Source organism: Stappia sp. WLB 29 (genome assembly GCF_023507705.1).
GTDB lineage: Bacteria > Pseudomonadota > Alphaproteobacteria > Rhizobiales > Stappiaceae > Stappia.
In genome coordinates, this window is sequence record NZ_JALBGD010000015.1 from 55,982 (window position 1) to 72,439 (window position 16,458).

The window sequence follows — 16,458 nt, forward strand, 5'->3', positions numbered from 1 at the left end:
GTCCGGCTATCCGGAGCCGGTGACGATGAGGTCGGCGATGCGCGCCGTGTAGGCCTCGAGCGCCTGCCCCATGAAGGGCAATGTTATGATCAATGTCACGAAGATGGCGAGGATCTTCGGCACGAAGACGAGGGTCATCTCCTGGATCTGCGTCAGCGCCTGGAACAGGGCGATGATGACGCCCACCATCAGACCGACGACCATCGGCGGAGCGGAGACGATGATCAGGGTCCAGATGCCCTGACGGGCGATATCGAGGACCTCCGGCCCGGTCATGACAGTCCTTCCGCTCCAGCCTTCCGCTCCGGCCTGCCAGGGCGGCAAGGACCGGCGGAGCCGCTCAGGCTCAGATCGGCATGCGCATGATTTCCTGATAGGCGGAGATCACGCGGTCACGGACCGAAACGAGCGTTTCCAGGGCCACTTCGGTCTCGGCAACCGCAGTGACGACATCGACGACATTCGCCTTGCCCTCGGTCAGCGCCAGCGTCTGCTTGTCGGCACCGCGGCCCTGATCGACCACCTCCTCGACGGCCGACTTGACCATGTTGGCGAAGTCCGGCGTCGGCGTCGACGAAGTCTTAACACTTGTATCCTGATTCGCCCCCGCAAGCGCGGACGTCATGCGATAGGCGGTGGCGGCGATCGACGGTGTGGACATGGCGTTCTACTCCGAAAGGAAGGCGGGTGCGGATCAGGCGCGCAGAATCTCGATGGTCTTCTGCAGCATGCGCCGCGTCGCACTGATCAGGTTGAGGTTCGCCTCGTAGGAGCGCTGCGCCTCGCGCATGTCGACCATCTCGACCAGGGTGTTGACGTTGGGCGTGCGCACATAACCGCGCTCGTCGGCGGCCGGATGACCCGGCTCATAGCGGGTCTTGAAATCGGAGCGGTCGAACTCGACCGGCCCCAGTTCCACCACCTCGGCCTTGATGTTGCGGTCGAGCTCGGCACTGAAGGTCGGGATCTTGCGCCGATAAGGATCTTCCTGCGGCGTGCGCCCGGTGGAATCGGCGTTTGCGATATTCTCTGCGATGATCCGCATGCGGCCGTTCTGGGCCTTCAGGCCCGTTGCGGCGATGAAGATCGACTTGACGAAATCCACGGTCAAACTCCCCGGCCCCGAAGGGCCTGATCACGGTGCGCGAACTCAGCCGTTGCGCGACAGAGCTGTACGGATGAGGCCGAGCCCCTTCTGGTAGAGCGAGGCAACCGTCTGGTAGTCCATCTGGTTGGCCGTCACCTTCATCATCTGCTCCTCGAGCACCACCGTGTTGCCGTCCGGCGTGATCTCGAAACCGCTGGCATCGTCGCGCTCCGCGCCGCCGCTCTCGCGCATCATCGAGCCGACGATATGGGCGCGGCTGGTGCGCGCGGTCGCAAGGCCGACCGTACGGCTGGCCAGAGCCTTGTCGAAGGTGAACTCCTCGAGGTCCTTGCCCCGAAAGCCGGGCGTATCGGAATTGGCGACGTTCTCGGCCAGCACGCCCTGCCGGCTCTGATGCCATTGCATCTTCGACTTGAGCGCCTGAAACAGCGGCAGGTCCGAGACCGACATGGAACGATCTTCCCGTTGCAGCGAGGGTTAACAACTAGGCAGATCCTGCCGGGCAGATGGTTAACGAGGGGTTAACGATTAACGTTTCCGAAAGGAGAAGCCCCCAGTTTCCCGCATATGAGAGGCGCAAGTTCCGGTCCCCGCTTGCATATTGACGGCGCAAATCGGCATTTTTTGCCGATATGCGTTAACCTTCCCTCTTTGAGAGAATCGCACAAAACAGCTAAACAGGATGCAGTAAGGCAGGATTCGCGCGCGTTCGCCCGGCAAGACCGGTTGCGCGACGCCATGGATCGGGGTTAAGGCGCGGGGAACTCCAACGCCGGACGGACGGGTAGACCGGACCGCAAGATTCGCGTGACAGGCGGGCGGCGGGCGCACCCTCGAACAGGAAGAGGCCGAGAAAGGCATGACAAGTTGGCTGGTTGACACCTTTCAGATGGAACCGGGTTGGGCCCGTGGCATCGGTTTCTTTCTCGCGGTGGCGATTGTCCTGGCGCTGATATCCGTGTTCATCTGGATCCTGCGCCGCATCGCCGGAAGCCGAAGCCTCGGCAGCCGCTCGCGCCAGCCGCGCATAGCGGTGATGGACGCCGCCTCGCTGGACACCCGGCGGCGGCTCGTGCTGATCCGGCGCGACAATGTCGAGCATCTGCTGCTTGTCGGCGGGCCGAGCGATCTCGTCGTCGAGCAGAACATCGTGCGCGGCGTGCCGGTCTCCCAAGCCTATCCGCGCCAGCCAGCAATGGGCAACGAACTCTCCGCCGCCTTCAGTCCGGCCGAGATCGAACCGCAGCCGGCCCCCGCCGCTCCTGCTCCCGTCTCGGCGCCGGCGAGCGCCCCCGCCGCGCAGGCGGCGCCGCAGCCGGCCACCCTGCGCCGCCAGCCGCAGCCGGCTCCCGCACCGCGCCGCCCCGTGGAAGGCAATGATGGCTCTCCGCTGAAGCGCGCCGGAGCCTCCGTGGCAGCGGCAGGTGCCGCGGTCGCCGGCCTTGCCCGCGCCCCGGCCCCGAGCCGCAGCGAACCGCAGGGCCAGGCCCATGCCGCCTCTCCCTCCGCTTCCCGTCCCGAGGCGCCTGCGACCCCGGCCCCGCGTCCGCCGCTGCGTCCGCTCGGCATGCAGCCATCGGCCCCTCAGGCTCCGCAAGCACAGCCTCCGCTGGGGCAGCCCCCCATCGCACAGCCACCTATCGCACAGGCCCCGGTCGCCCCGCCGAAGGCTCCCGAGGTTGCCTCCACCGCCGCTCAGCCTGCCTCCGCGCAGCCTCGGCGCGAACCGCTGCCGCCGATCCGCCGTAACGTGACGCCGCCGTCTTCCGGTCCGGCGGCCAACGCCCGCACCGCCTTCCCGCAATTCAATGAGCCGGCGGACAAGCCCGCAGCTGCCGGCGACAAGCCCGCTGCCCGCGGGGATCTGTCCGGCGTGACCGCAGGCGCGGCCGGCGGAGCTGCAACCGCTGCGTCTACACCGACCGGGCCGGCTGCCCCCTCCGCTCCAAAGGCCGAGACCAAGCCGGAGGCCAAGGTCGAGGTCAAACCGGAGCCGAAGGACGAAGCCAAGCCCGGCGTGTCTGCAGCCCACGCGGCTCCGGCAGTCGCAACGGCGCCGGCGGCAAGCCGTATCGAGCCGGATCTCGCCTCGCTGGAGGATGCTCTGCTCGCCGAGCTCGATCAGTCGCGCAGCAGCACCCCGGCCGCCCGCACCGAGCCGCATGCCGACTTCGCTCCCGCAGCACCTGCCGCAAGCCCGGCACCGGCCGCTCCGACGGTAGAGCCCCCGGTATCTGCGCCTGAAACCGCGCCAGCGTCCTCGGCGAACGTAAAGCCGGAGGCGCCCGCCGCCGCCCAGCAGGAGAGCAAGCCGGACGCGCCCAAGGCGGAGGACAAGCCGGCGGACGATGGCCCTGCGGCCGACGTCGACAACGGCGAGGAGGCCAAGAAGGACAATGGTCCGGTGACGATGGATGCCATCGAGGAAGAAATGGCGCGCCTGCTGAGCGAGATCGGCGGACCGCGCAAATGACAGGACTGCATCCATGACAGGGGCCCGGCACGCCGTCCTGCCCCTCCGCAAGACGGCGGTCGCAACCCTTGCCTGTCTCTTACTGTTTTTCCTCGCTGCCGGCGCGCACGCGCAGGATGTCTCGATCGATTTCGGCGAAGGCACCGGCCTGACCGAACGCGCGGTTCAGCTCGTCGCGCTGCTGACGGTGCTGAGCCTTGCGCCCTCTATCCTGGTGATGGTGACGAGCTTCACCCGCATCGTGGTGGTGCTGTCGCTGCTGCGTTCGGCGATCGGCCTGCAAACGGCGCCGCCGAACGCGGTGATGACCTCGCTTGCGCTCTTCCTGACGCTCTTCATCATGGCTCCGACCTTCGAGGCTGCCTACAATGAAGGCGTCCAGCCGCTGGTCGAGGGCAGCATCGAGATGCCCGAGGCCTTCGAGCGTGGCTCGCGCCCCTTCCATGCCTTCATGCGGGCGAATGTGCGCGAGAAGGACCTGGCCCTGTTCACCGAGCTTTCCGGACAGGAAGCGCCGGAAACGCCGGAGGAGATCAGCATGCGCGTGCTGGTTCCGGCCTTCATGATCAGCGAGCTGCGCCGGGCCTTCGAGATCGGCTTCCTGCTCTATCTGCCTTTCCTGATCATCGACCTGGTGATCGCCTCGGTGCTGATGTCGATGGGCATGATGATGCTGCCGCCGGTGGTGATCTCACTGCCGTTCAAGCTGATCTTCTTCGTGCTGGTCGATGGCTGGAACCTGATTGCCGGAAGCCTCGTCCAGAGCTTCTCCAGCGGCTGAGCCGCGGCGAACCCTCGCCCATTTTCCCTACCGGTTTGCGCAACCGAACGCCTTAACCGGCATCGCCGGCGGCGGCCGGATCGGCGGCTTGCGGCGTCGGGGCAGCCTCTCCGGTACGGGCGGCCGTCCGCTGCGCGTCGCCCTCGTCGGGTGCCTGCGACATCGGCAGGTCCGACGGCAAAATCGGCGCAGCATCGGGCGACGGCTGCAGGTACTTGCGACGGTACTCGGCGAGGAAGATGTCGAGCGAGTCGACACTTTGCAAATTGTCGAGTACGGACATGAACTCCACCCCGCGGTCGGCAACGGGCCGGGTGACGATGTCGAAGGCCGCTGTATCCGGGCTGTCGCTCATCTTGTCCGTGAACTTGGCCTTCAGCCGCGACAGGCTGAAATCATCGTCGGCCAGCGAATAGCCGATGGCTGCCCGCAGGATATCGGTACGCTCCTGGTCGGCCAGCGCGACCGAGTCCGACCACCGGCCGCCGACCAGGCCCTCCAGCAGCTCGCCCGCCTCGCGCCAGCTCTGTGCGGCCCACAGCGTATCCGCCTTCAACCGGTCGACATCCTCGCCGCGCATGTTGCGCACGATCTCAAGCGCCAGATCCGGGCGGCCGCTCTCCGTTAGGGCGCGCGCCTCCACCATGTTGCGCTGGCGCTCCAGTTCGCGCGGGAGCTTGGCCTGGCGGGTCCGGTTGAGAACGCGCAAGGCCTCTTCCGGCTTGCGATCCATTAGGTAGACGACACCGAGATCGGCGGCGATCTGCGCGCGCGCGGCGCCCTTCAGCCGGTGATCGACCTGATGGCGCAAGAGTTCGGAGGCCTGCGCCAGAAGGTCCATGTCGATGAGCCGGCCGGCGAGACGGCGCACCATCTCGTCCCCGCGGCGGCCCACCGGCGTCATCTCGCGGAAATCGTAAAAGAGCGCCAGGGCCTTGACCGGATCCATCCGGTCCGCCTCACCATTGAGGAACAGGTTGGTGAAGACCGCGCCCATTTCGTCCTGCAGCAGACGCGTCGTCTCCGCATCGGCATTTGCCTGGAGCGCCGCTTGCATCGCCTCGAAGGCGCTGCGGTAGTTCCCGCTCTGGACTTCCAGCTGCGCCAGGAAGCGCAGGGTCTTCAACTCGGTCTCGTCGCCGCGCCAGGAGGCGGCAAGGCCGGCGAGCTCGTCGATCGCCTCCTCGGTGGAAAGCTCTCCGTCGCGGTGGCGGACGCGCAGCGCCCGATATGCCGCTTCCGCAGCCAGGGCCCGGTCCGGCGAGCGCTGCACCAGGTCGAAAGCCGTCAGCGCCTCGCGCGAACGGCCGGAAGCATCGGCGATCTGACCGCGGATGATGTCGTAGCGCGCCGCCTGATGCGCGGAAGCAAGGCTCGGGTCGATCTCGGAAAGAATGGCAGCCGCATGGCCGTAATCGCTCACCTCGACCATCGCCTCGGCAGCGGCAAGGTGAAAATCGATCTGCACGCTCACCGGATAGTTGCCGACCACCGCCTGGCCGCGCGACAGGTTGTCCCGTGTCGTCGTCCAGTCCCGCCGGCCGGCCGCCGCAATCGTACGCCAGACGGAGGCATCGGCATTGTTGAGCAGTTCCGGCCGGCCGAGATACTCGAGCGCCTCCCGCGGCCGCGATGCCAGCGTTTGCGCCGCCCCCATCAGCAGATTGTAGCCCGGATCGCGGACAAGCGCGGGGTCGTCTCCCGCGGCCAGTTGCATCAGCCCCAGCGCCTCGTGCGCAAAACCATGCGCCAGGTAGAAACGTGACATCTCCATGCGCGGCACCCGCCGTTCCTCCTCCGGCGTGTTGGCGATCGCATATTCCATCTTCTTGATTTTATCGAGGAAATCCTCGGTGCTGCTGCTCATCAGGTTGCCGAGGTCGACGTGACCGGGCGCAACCGGATCGACCACCGGCGGCAGGATTTTCGATCCCTTGGTGAGGTTGCCATTGGAGATGGCAAGTCCGCGCGGCCGCTCCAGAATCACCGCATCGCCGTTCAGCTTGACCTCGAGATCGTCCGCCTTGCTCAGCACGGCGACGCCATGCGCCGACATCAGAGCGTCGAACTCGGCAAAACTCTGCGGCTTGAGCACGCCCCGTGCAGGCGCAAAGCCGGTCACCACCGTCACTTTGTCGCCGGCAAAGGGATCGACGACCTCACGGACCGCCGCCGGCGCCTTGAAGGGGATGGTGATGATCGTACGGCCGTCACCCCGCACGGTACGCTCCAGGGCGAGCGGGCGGGACGGTTCGAGGATCATCTCGCCGATGGTCATAACCCAGGCACTGCCGTCGATGCCGACAGAGGCAAGCGCATCACGCATCAGGTCGATACGGATCACCTGCCAATCCGCATTGGCCGTCACCTCCACCGCCTCGACCCGGTCGGCAAGCACCGACCGCATGCCGCGAATGTCAACCGGATCCGCCGTGTCGAAGACGAGGTAAAGGCTGCGGTAACGCCGAAAGACCGACGAGGCGACAGGCTCGGAGAAGGGAAACACGACCCGCACCGTATCGCCGATGCGACGTGCCTCGGCGACGACGAACCGGCGCGCCTCGTCGTCATAGCCGGCCGGCGGCATTTCGGGCGAGGAGGCGACCTCGGCAGAACCGGAAATCTCATGCCCCGCAACGCCGCTGAGGTCGATTTCCGACGGCAGGACGTCTTCGGCCGCAGGAGCGGGGGGACTCGAGGCGGCAACGGTTTCCGGCGCGGGAGCTGCAACGGGCTGCTCCGGTTGGCTCTCGGCGGACGGGGCCGCCTTGGCGGCTTCGGAGATCTCAATCATCTCGGCGGCAGGTGCGGCTTCCGCAGAAGGCTCCGCGGCAGGGGTCGCCGCCTCAGCCGTGTCAGCCTCCTGCGCTCGCGGTTTTTCTCTCGGGAGCGGCAATGCCGACGCGGCCTCTTGCGCGGGAGCCGGTGCTTGCCCGGCGCTTTCGGGCGATGCGGCAGCCTCGGCCGGGTTCGGCGTGGGCGCAACGCCTTCCGGAGTTCCCGCAGGTGCGTGACCATCGGCCGTGCGCTGTTCGGCGGCGGCCTGCTGCGGCGCCTCTGCCGTCCCACCGGCGAAGACAACGGAAGTGGCATTGGCCGGGATCTGCTCGCCCGACTCCACCGCGTCGTCGATCGCCGCATTGACGGGATCTTGCGCCATGCTGCGCGGGGTCACGTCGAGAATGTAGAAATTGTCCTCGCGGAAGGAGCGGATGTCGACATCCGGCTGGACCCGCAACAGGAACTTCAGCCGTCCCTCGTCGATGAAGGACGTGGCATCCACCACGCCCGGCGGCAGGTGCGAGCGCAATTCCGACAAGTCGAGCGGGACATCGTAGTTGAAGGTAACCTTGATCATGTCGCCTTCGCGCACGAAGGCGGAATCGAAATTCAGGTTCCACTCGAAGGCAAGGCGCGTGAAGGTCGGATGCGTACCGATGGACAACTCCACCTTCGGCTCGTCCTGCCCCTTCAGCCGCGCCTGCTCCAGCGCACGCGCGCGGCGAATCGCCTCTTCGGCCCGCCGGGCCAGTTCCTGCACCACATCGTCAGGCAGGCCGGGCGGCATGCCCTGCCATGTCGGCGGCAGCAGGTCGATGAACAGCTTCTCGCCCGCCTCCATGGTATTCACGCGGAAGTCGCCCATCAGCGCGAAGCGCAAGGCCGAGCCATCAGGGTCTCGCCGAGCGATGGAGATGAAGTTCGGCATGTCGATGGGAACGCTGTCGACATTGGCCCTCACTTCGTCGCGAAAGCGGATGCGCAGCACGCCGTTGGAGGCGAGCGCGTCGTATTCGGGAAGCAGGGTCCGGTCTTTGAAGGTCAGAACCAGACGGCCATAGCCGTCCTGCTGCGAAGCGCGCAGGTCCGCCAGAAGGGGTTCCGCACGGGCGCCCGAAACGAGGCCGAAAACGGGAGCAAACACTGTTGCAAGCAGAAGCACAAACGCAGAAAACGCCGCCGCGAGGTGCACGACGACGGTTCGTAGCTTGTCTCTTTTCGAGCCGTCCTGCCTCACAGGGCTCCCCTGAACCTTTCGACCGAGCAGCCAGTCTAGCGGTCGCGGCTTAACGCTGCGTTTAACGGATGTCCCGGATTCCCGGGCATTCCGGTCAGGGAGCAGCTCCCCGGCGGAGCTTTCATCAATTGCCCATGATCTTCGGTAGGTCCGGAGCGACAACCGGAACGGCTTCCTCCTCCGGCTTGCGCCCGGTGACGAGAGCCACCGTCAACCGCTCGCTTGCCTCCGGCATCATCCGCCCCATGATGTCGGCCATCTTGCGCGGCTTCATCTGCTTGGCGACCCGCACGAGAATGTCGAGATCGAGACGGTCGAAGATCCGTGCAGCGTCCTTCGCTTTCATCGATTCGTACATGAGCACCAGATCCTTAAGCCCGTCCTCGCGCTTCTTCTCCTGCTCCTGGTTGAGCATGCGGATGCGCTCCTCGATGGCCGCGATCTCGTCGGCCTTCTGCTTCAGGCGCTCTTCGGTATCCTTCATCAACTGCTGGCGCAGTTCGAACTGCTTCTCGCGATTGTCCAGCTCGCGCCGGCGCTCGCTGAGAGATTCGAGCACCTTGCGCTCGGCGATCGAGCCGCCGAGTTCCAGCCCGCCCGGCGCAGCAGGCGCATCGCCGCCCATTCCGCCCGGCAGCGGAGGAACGGCGGCCGCCGTATCAGCTGCCGGCGTCTGGACCTGCGCCTGGGCGCCGGAAGCTGCATCGGTGGGAGCGGCCGCCGTGTCGGCCGCTTGCTGCGCCATCGCCACGCTCACGCCGGCGGTGACGGAGGTTCCGCCATCGACTGCGAGCCCAAGCAGCTTCAGCACCAGAAGCGCGCTGGCTGCAAGGACGAGAACGGGGATCAGGCGCAGATTTGTCACGCGGCCTGCTCCGCGGCACGCTTGCGGAACAGCTCCAGGCGGGCGGTCGCTTCCATGGCGGCCGAACGGATATCGCTGGCGCGCATGGCGGCAGGACGGGCGGGCGCCGGCTCGGCAATCGGAGCGGCCGCGACGGGCGCAGGAGCCGCCGCATTCTGCTGCACGGTGCGGGCCGCCTCCGTGATCTGGGTGATACGCTCGAGCACGGTATTGCCGCGCGAGACATGGGCCGCGAGTTCCTGCGACAGCCGCTCGGCATCGACGAGACGCTGGCCGAGGGTGCGGTCGGCCTCGCCTGCCGTCGCCTTGAGGCCCAGGATGGCACGCTCGGCGATTTCCGAGGCGGTGATCAGCTCGGAGATCGTGGCGCGCAGCGCCTCCTCGTCGGCACGAAGACGCTTCAGCCGCTTGTTGAGCACGACGCAATATCCGATCGTCACCACCAGCAGCAGCGCGACGAGGCTCTCGATCAACAGTCCGACAGGGAGCGTGCTCATGTTGGGTCCATTTCCTTCTGCATGGCCCGCTCGAAAGCGGCCAAGGTCATCTTGGGCTTCTGCAGCCCGCGCTCGACGCGGATCGCGATCGAATCCTCGTCCTTGCCCATCGTCCCCTGGGTCAGCGGAATGCCGCCGCACTTGATCGACACGGGATCGCTCGGGGAAATATCGAAAAGCAACGTCTCGCCCACCTTAAGGTCGAGCACCCGCCCGAGCGGGATGTGCGTCTCGTAGAGGACGGCGTCGACATCCACCTCCGCCGCATATATCTCGGTGGCCAGGTGGCCTTCCCAGATCGGATCGCGGCCGAACTTCTCGCCCATGAACATCTGCAGGAGCAGATCGCGGATCGGCTCCAGGGTCGCATAGGGCATCATGATTTCGATCTTGCCGCCCCGGTCCTCCATGTCGATGCGCAGTTCGACAAGGATGGCCGCATTGGCCGGGCGCGAGATCGCGGCGAAGCGCGGATTGGTCTCCAAGCGCTCGAGGTTGAAATGGACGGGCGAGAGCGGCGAGAAGGCCTGCTCCATGTCGTGCATGATGATCTCGATCATCCGCCGCACGAGATTGCTTTCGATGGTCGTGTAGGGACGTCCCTCTACGCGCACGGCCGACATGCCACGCCCGCCGCCGAGCAGCACGTCGATGATCGAGTAGATCAGGCTCGATTCGACGGTACACAGGCCGAAGCCGTCCCATTCCTCGGCCTTGAACACACCGAGGATGGCCGGCAGCGGGATCGAGTTCAGGTAGTCGCCGAAACGGACCGAGGAAATGCTGTCGAGCGATACCTCGACATTGTCGGACGTGAAGTTGCGCAGCGACGTGGTCGTCAGCCGAACCAGGCGATCGAAGACGATCTCGAGCATCGGCAGACGCTCGTAGGAGACCATCGCCGAGTTGATGAGCGCGCGGATGCCGCTCTGGTCGGCCGCGATCGTGTCCTCGATGTTGAAACCGAGGAGGTTGTCGATCTCCTCCTGGTTGAGGATACGGTCGGCTCCGCGCGTGGCGCTTTCCAGCTCCGGCTCGCTGTCGTCGATCATCGCCGCCCATTGGGCCGCCATGTCGTCGCCGCCGGCGACGCCCTGCTCTTCGAGCGCAGCCCCCCAGGCAGCGGCAAGGTCCTCGTCGTCGCCGTCGCCGTCCATCTGTTCGGCCAGGGCTTCGCCCCATGCCTCGTCGAGATTGCCGAGATCGTCGTCGTCAGCCATTGGTGACCTTACTGGACCAGAATTTCCTTGAAGAGCACGCCCTCAATGCGAGCCGGATAAACCGCCGTATTGATGCGTCGCAGCAACTCTTCCTTGAGTCGGAACAAACCGGAAGACCCTTCAAGATCCGCCGGGCGGAGCTCGCGCAGATAGACCTGGAAGGCATCGAGAATACGCGGCAGGTAAGGCTCGATCTTCTGCACCATATCCCGGTCGGAAACCTCCAGCGAAATACGAACGCGCAGGTAGGTCGCACGCCCCTCGCTCGACAGGTTCACCGTCATTTCCGGCAGGTCGAAGAACACCGCAGGGCGCTGCTCGACCGCAGCGTCGGGCGCCGCAGCGCCATCGGGCGCCGCCGACTCGCCCCCGCCCGTGAAAAAGTAATAGCCGCCGACTCCGGCCGTGGCCAACAGGACCAGACCCGCGACCCCGAAGATCAGCAGCTTCTTTTTCGACCGACCGGCTCCCTCTTCCGGGGCGCCGGCTTCGGCTGCATCCGCATCCGCCGTCATGGTGGCTTGACCTCTCTGCGCTGCCCCTCCCGCGCGTATGATTAATTTCTAAAGCCACAATGGTTAACGAGAGGTTACCGAACCGTTAACGCCTCGCAAAATGCGGCAAATTTTGCCGAGCGGTAACTGTTGGTAGGGAGAAACCTGCCGCCCCACCCTTCCGATCAACCAAAAACATAAGCAAAATCAACGTTCCGCCAACTGGCACGCTCCCTGCAACAGGGTTAACGAGCATCCGCTCTGGGGAGGGTGGATGTTCGCTGGGGAGCACAGGAACGGTACGTTATGGAGAATTCACTGCTCATCGGGCTGTCGCGCCAGACGGCCTTGCGCAACCAGTTGAGCGTGGTGGCCAACAACCTGGCCAACATGAACACGACGGGCTTCAAGTCCCAGCGTCTGCTCTTCGAGGAATACCTGATGCCGGTGGCCGAGGCCTCGTCCTTCGAGCGCCCCGACCAGAAGTATTCCTACGTCCTCGATTACAGCGCCTCCTCGGACTTCGAGGCCGGTGCGATCTCGCTGACGCAGAACACCTTCGATGTCGCTATCGAGGGCGAAGGCTTCTTCGTCGTCGGCGACCCCGAGGGCGAGCGCTACACTCGGAACGGCGCCTTTCACCTCGACGCGACAGGCCAGTTGGTGACGGCCGACGGGCGCCCGGTCATGGGTGACGGCGGTCCTCTCGTCTTCACCGCAGACGATGGCGACGTGACCATCGCCGAGGACGGAACCGTCTCCACCGAGCTCGGCGTCAAGGGCCGCCTGCGCATCGTCCGCTTCGATGACCCGCAGACGCTGGAGCGTGTCGGCGACAACCTGTTCGCGGGCGAGGCGCCGTTGGCGGCCGAGCGCGTGCGTGTCCAGCAGGGCGCCATAGAGAGGTCGAACGTCTCCGGTGTCGTCGAAATGACCCGGATGATCGAAGTCACCCGCAACTACACGACCGTGTCGAAGATGTTGTCTGACGGCGACGAATTGCTGCGCAAAGCAATCGAACGCCTCGGCTCCGTCCAGGCCTGAGCGAAGCGGAAGAAGGAACACTCGTCATGAAGGCACTTCATATCGCCGCCACCGGCATGCGCGCCCAGGAGCTCAACGTCGAGGTCATCTCGAACAACGTCGCCAACATGCGCACCACCGGCTACAAGCGCCAGCGCGCCGACTTCCAGGATCTGCTCTACCAGAACCTGCGCCGCATGGGCACGAACTCCTCCGCAAACGGCACGATCGTGCCGACCGGCGTGCAGGTCGGCTCGGGCGTCAAGACGGCCTCCACCGCCCGCATCATGAGCCAGGGCAACCTGGCCCCGACCAACAAGGAACTGGATGTCGCGATCCGCGGCGAAGGCTTCTTCCAGATCCAGATGCCGGACGGCGGCACCGCCTACACCCGCGACGGATCCTTCGAGCGCGACCCCAACGGCCAGCTCGTCACCATCGACGGCTATTCCGTACTGCCGGGCATCGTCATTCCCGAGGACGCCCGCGACATCACCATCTCGAACGACGGCCAGGTGCAGGTACTGGACGCCAACAATGCCGTGCAGGTGCTCGGCCAGATCCAGATTGCCCGCTTCATCAACAAGTCGGGCCTGGAAGCTATCGGCGACAACCTGTTCTTGGAAACGGAATCCAGCGGTGCGGCCATCGTCGGCAACCCCGGCGAGACCAGCTTCGGCGACCTGATGCAGAAGCATCTCGAAATGGCAAACGTGGAAGCGGTCAGCGAGATCTCCGATCTCATCGCCGCCCAGCGCGCCTACGAGATGAACTCACGCATCATCAAGGCAGCCGACGAGATGTCCGCCACCACCTCGAACCTGCGCTGACGCGCCGGCTGACCAGAAGGATATCCGCGATGTTCGCCAAACTCCTCCTTGCCGCCGCGCTTGCTGCCGCCGTCGCCCTTCCGGCGCAGGCTGGCACGCTGCGGTCCGAAGTGGCTGTGACCGGCCCGGTCGTCACCATCGGCGATTTTTATCCCGATGCCGGCGCCCATGCCGGAACCCCGCTGTTCCGCGCCCCCGATGCCGGCACCCGCGGCACCGTGCCGGCATACACGGTCGCCGAGCGCGCACGCGAAGCCGGCTATGCGGCGGCCGGCACCGACGGCCTGCGCCAGGTCGTTGTCGAGCGCCTCGCCGTGACCGTCGGCGAGAACGAAGTGACCGAAGCCGTGCGCCATGCACTGCTTGCCCGCGAAAGCGATCTCGACGCGGAGGCGCTGGACGTCGCGCTGACAGGATTCCGCGGACCGCTGCTCGCCGATGCCGGCGGCACCGAGCCGGTCAGCGTCTCTGATCTTGCCTGGGACCGCTATTCCGGCCGCCTGTCCACGACCCTGCGCATCCGCACCGTCGAGGGCACCACCACGGTGCGCCTCACCGGCGTCGCCCGCGAGATGGTGGACGTGTACGTGGCCGCCCGACCTATCGACCGCGGCACCATCATCACCGCCTCCGACCTCGAGCCGCGGCGAGTTCCCGGCAACCGCCTGACGGCCCGCCAGATTACCGACCCGGCACAGATCGTCGGCCAGTCCGCGCGCCAGGCCCTCCAGGTCGGCCGGCCGCTGCGCGCCGCCGATTTCGAGCCGCCGGTGCTCGTGCGCCGCGGTGCCAAGGTCACCCTGGTCTATCGGGCGGCCGGCATGACGCTGACCACCGTCGGACAGGCCATGTCCAACGGCGCCGCCGGTGAGATGATCGACGTTCTCAATCTCCAGTCCCGCCGTACCGTCACGGGAATTGTCCGTGCCCGCGACCAGATCGAGGTCGGTTTCGCACGGCAGCGCCTCGCCCAGCTCCAGGAGACGAACTGATGGCTCCTCGCATGACTTTGATGAAGCCCGCGCTGGCCGTCTCGCTGGCGCTCGCCACCGCCGCCTGCGGCACCGCCGACAAGCTGTCCCAGGTGGGACAGGTTCCTGCCTTGTCGGCAATCCAGGATCCGACCACCACAGCCGGCTATCGCCCTGTGCAGATGCCGATGCCGACACCGGAATCGGTCCACTACAATTCCAACTCATTGTGGCGTTCGGGAGCCCGTGGGTTCTTCAAGGACCAGCGAGCCGCACGGGTCGGCGACATCCTCACCGTGCTGGTGACGATCTCCGACAAGGCCGAGTTCGACAACAAGACTCAGCGCAGTCGTACCGGGACATCCTCCAGCGGCACCGGCGGCGTCGTGGGATCAGCAATCAACACTTTCCTTCTGCCCGGAGGCACCAGTGCCGACAACCTGGCCTCGGCAGAAGGAGCGTCCACGTTCCAGGGCAGCGGCACGGTTGATCGCGAGGAAAAGCTCCAGACACGTGTCGCAGCTGTGGTCACGCAGGTCCTGCCGAACCGCAACATGGTGATCGAGGGCCGCCAGGAAGTGCGCGTCAATTTCGAAGTGCGCGAGTTGATCGTCGCCGGTGTGGTGCGCCCCGAAGACATCGCCGCCAACAACACGATCGAAAGCGAGAAGATCGCGGAAGCCCGTATCGGCTATGGCGGCCGCGGCCAGATCACCGACGTCCAGCAGCCGCGTTACGGCGCCCAGGTGCTCGACATCGTCCTGCCGTTCTGACCCTGCCTTTTCGGTCCGCGGTCCGGCTCCCCGAAAGGCGCCGCGGACCTCTCCCCTCCCCAAGCCGCTCCACGCTCCCCAGGCACAGGACGGCAGGCGGGCACGGGATCCCCCCGCTCCCCAGCGGACCCGTGCCCGCCGCATTTGCTTCCCGCACGCGTCACCGGAGGTTCTTGAAAATCGGCAGTGTGCGGATCGGCGCTGACGTTGGCTGTCAGGCCGCGTCTTCCCGATTCGCCCGGTCGAGCGGATGCTTACCGCTTTTCAGGCAAGGCTCCCGCACACCGCCACGCGCTTTGTCCCGCCCGCCGCGACTGGTTTTGAAAACCGGCTCGAGCACCATCGACCGGAAGGCGGTGAACAGTCGGTCATCGAGCTTGCCCTTCATCTCGCTCATGATGGCCATGGCCTGGCGCGGTGGCATCGCCACCTTGTAGGATCGCCCCTCGGTCAGTGCGCTGTAGATATCGGCAATGGTAACGATACGGGTCAGCCACCCGATCGAACTGCCGCCGATGCCGTTGGGATAGCCGCTGCCGTCGAGATACTCGTGATGGTCGCGCACCGCCTCGATCACCTCGACCGCGCTGCGACCGCCGCGCTGAAGCGCGAAGGCCCCGCGCGCCGGGTGAGTGTTGATCAACCGCTTTTCCCTATCGCTGAGCGGACCGTCCTTTTCCAGGACGGTGGTCGGAATGAACAGCTTTCCGACATCATGCAACAGGCACGCCTCGGTGATCATCGCGATATCCGTATCGTACAGCCCCAGGAACTGGCCGAAGGCACTTCCATTGCCTGCCACGCTCAGCATGTGACGACAGGTGCCGCTGTGATGCAGCTTCACCGCCTCCAACCAGCCGCCGAGCCCCTCCCGGCGTGTTGCCTCGCTGATCGCCCGGGTGGTCGCACCGAGGATCTCCGGCGGCAACGGCCGGTCGGCACGCATGGCGGCACCGGCCTGGCGATACAGTATGTCGCCGTTCTCGATCGCCTTGGCCATATGGGGGGAGCGCCCCGCAAGATGGATCGCCAGGTCCCTGTTGAGAATGGACTGCACTGCCGTGCGGATATCGCCCGGCGGGCGAAAACTCGGAATGATACGCTCGATGCCGAGCGCCTCGGCCTGAACCAGCCCTGCCCGGTCGCTGCCCGGTGCAACGTAGATCGTGTCGCTCTTGCGACGTTCCTCGGGGAGGATCGAGGCAAGCAGAGACACCTCGCTCTGGCGCCGCAAAGAACTGTGGAGGATCACGACGCGGGCGTGCGCGAGCCGATCGGCATTGGCGGTGGCAAGCGGGATGCGCGCAACCTTGAAGGCGAGCGCCAGTGCATTGGCGAATGCCGGCTCTGCGTTGTCCCGATCCAGGAGAATGATGACGTCGATCATGCCAACCGCCGAACTCGA

16 protein-coding genes are annotated in these 16,458 nt (G+C 65.8%); 6 read left to right on the plus strand and 10 right to left on the minus strand.

Annotated elements, in window-relative coordinates:
• Positions 1-6 precede the first annotated feature (6 nt).
• From fliQ to flgB, 4 genes are all read right to left on the minus strand, one after another.
• Positions 7-276: a flagellar biosynthesis protein FliQ gene (gene fliQ / locus MNI96_RS20565; RefSeq protein ID WP_249696216.1), complete on the minus strand. Its 270-nt coding sequence runs from the start codon at positions 274-276 to the stop codon at positions 7-9.
• 70 nt (positions 277-346) lie between these two features.
• On the minus strand, positions 347-661 hold the full coding sequence (fliE, locus tag MNI96_RS20570; protein WP_158193067.1) for a flagellar hook-basal body complex protein FliE: 315 nt from the start codon (positions 659-661) through the stop codon (positions 347-349).
• A 33-nt stretch (positions 662-694) separates the two neighbouring features.
• On the minus strand, positions 695-1,105 hold the full coding sequence (flgC, locus tag MNI96_RS20575) for a flagellar basal body rod protein FlgC (protein WP_158193068.1): 411 nt from the start codon (positions 1,103-1,105) through the stop codon (positions 695-697).
• A 45-nt stretch (positions 1,106-1,150) separates the two neighbouring features.
• Positions 1,151-1,558 carry a flagellar basal body rod protein FlgB gene (gene flgB / locus MNI96_RS20580; protein WP_249696218.1) on the minus strand — a complete coding sequence of 136 codons (408 nt, stop codon included), beginning with the start codon at positions 1,556-1,558 and terminating at the stop codon, positions 1,151-1,153.
• 409 nt (positions 1,559-1,967) lie between these two features.
• Here flgB and MNI96_RS20585 point away from each other — a divergent pair, with 409 nt between their 5' ends.
• Positions 1,968-3,581: a FliO/MopB family protein gene (locus MNI96_RS20585; RefSeq protein ID WP_249696221.1), complete on the plus strand. Its 1,614-nt coding sequence runs from the start codon at positions 1,968-1,970 to the stop codon at positions 3,579-3,581.
• Positions 3,582-3,594: 13 nt separating this feature from the next.
• On the plus strand, positions 3,595-4,362 hold the full coding sequence (gene fliP, locus MNI96_RS20590; protein ID WP_249696223.1) for a flagellar type III secretion system pore protein FliP: 768 nt from the start codon (positions 3,595-3,597) through the stop codon (positions 4,360-4,362).
• Between the two features lie 52 nt (positions 4,363-4,414).
• On the opposite strand, the gene MNI96_RS20595 is transcribed toward fliP, so the two are convergent.
• From MNI96_RS20595 to MNI96_RS20615, 5 genes are all read right to left on the minus strand, one after another.
• Complete coding sequence (locus MNI96_RS20595) at positions 4,415-8,287, minus strand: UDP-N-acetylglucosamine--peptide N-acetylglucosaminyltransferase SPINDLY family protein (protein WP_249696224.1); 3,873 nt, start codon at positions 8,285-8,287, stop codon at positions 4,415-4,417.
• Between the two features lie 217 nt (positions 8,288-8,504).
• A complete protein-coding gene (locus MNI96_RS20600; RefSeq protein ID WP_249696226.1) occupies positions 8,505-9,245 on the minus strand; it encodes a MotE family protein in 741 nt (246 codons plus the stop codon).
• Entirely contained in the window at positions 9,242-9,742 is a 501-nt protein-coding gene (locus tag MNI96_RS20605; protein ID WP_249696228.1) for a DUF6468 domain-containing protein, read from the minus strand. Before MNI96_RS20605 ends, MNI96_RS20600 begins: the two co-directional genes overlap by 4 nt.
• The gene (fliM, locus tag MNI96_RS20610; protein WP_249696230.1) at positions 9,739-10,962 is read right to left on the minus strand and encodes a flagellar motor switch protein FliM; all 1,224 of its coding nucleotides are present in this window, start codon (positions 10,960-10,962) and stop codon (positions 9,739-9,741) included. Before fliM ends, MNI96_RS20605 begins: the two co-directional genes overlap by 4 nt.
• Before the next feature lie 8 nt (positions 10,963-10,970).
• The gene (locus MNI96_RS20615; RefSeq protein ID WP_249696232.1) at positions 10,971-11,477 is read right to left on the minus strand and encodes a flagellar basal body-associated FliL family protein; all 507 of its coding nucleotides are present in this window, start codon (positions 11,475-11,477) and stop codon (positions 10,971-10,973) included.
• Between the two features lie 285 nt (positions 11,478-11,762).
• Here MNI96_RS20615 and flgF point away from each other — a divergent pair, with 285 nt between their 5' ends.
• The 4 genes from flgF to flgH are packed head-to-tail and all read left to right on the plus strand — an operon-like array spanning position 11,763 to position 15,053.
• Complete coding sequence (flgF, locus tag MNI96_RS20620) at positions 11,763-12,500, plus strand: flagellar basal-body rod protein FlgF (protein WP_249696233.1); 738 nt, start codon at positions 11,763-11,765, stop codon at positions 12,498-12,500.
• 26 nt (positions 12,501-12,526) lie between these two features.
• A complete protein-coding gene (gene flgG / locus MNI96_RS20625; RefSeq protein WP_249696235.1) occupies positions 12,527-13,309 on the plus strand; it encodes a flagellar basal-body rod protein FlgG in 783 nt (260 codons plus the stop codon).
• A 29-nt stretch (positions 13,310-13,338) separates the two neighbouring features.
• Positions 13,339-14,301 (plus strand): flagellar basal body P-ring formation chaperone FlgA, encoded by a 963-nt coding sequence (flgA, locus tag MNI96_RS20630; protein WP_249696236.1) that lies wholly within the window; start codon positions 13,339-13,341, stop codon positions 14,299-14,301.
• Complete coding sequence (flgH, locus tag MNI96_RS20635; RefSeq protein WP_249696238.1) at positions 14,301-15,053, plus strand: flagellar basal body L-ring protein FlgH; 753 nt, start codon at positions 14,301-14,303, stop codon at positions 15,051-15,053. Before flgA ends, flgH begins: the two co-directional genes overlap by 1 nt.
• Before the next feature lie 214 nt (positions 15,054-15,267).
• Here flgH and MNI96_RS20640 read toward each other — a convergent pair whose 3' ends face one another.
• Complete coding sequence (locus MNI96_RS20640) at positions 15,268-16,440, minus strand: HD-GYP domain-containing protein (protein ID WP_249696240.1); 1,173 nt, start codon at positions 16,438-16,440, stop codon at positions 15,268-15,270.
• Between the last annotated feature and the right edge of the window lie 18 nt (positions 16,441-16,458).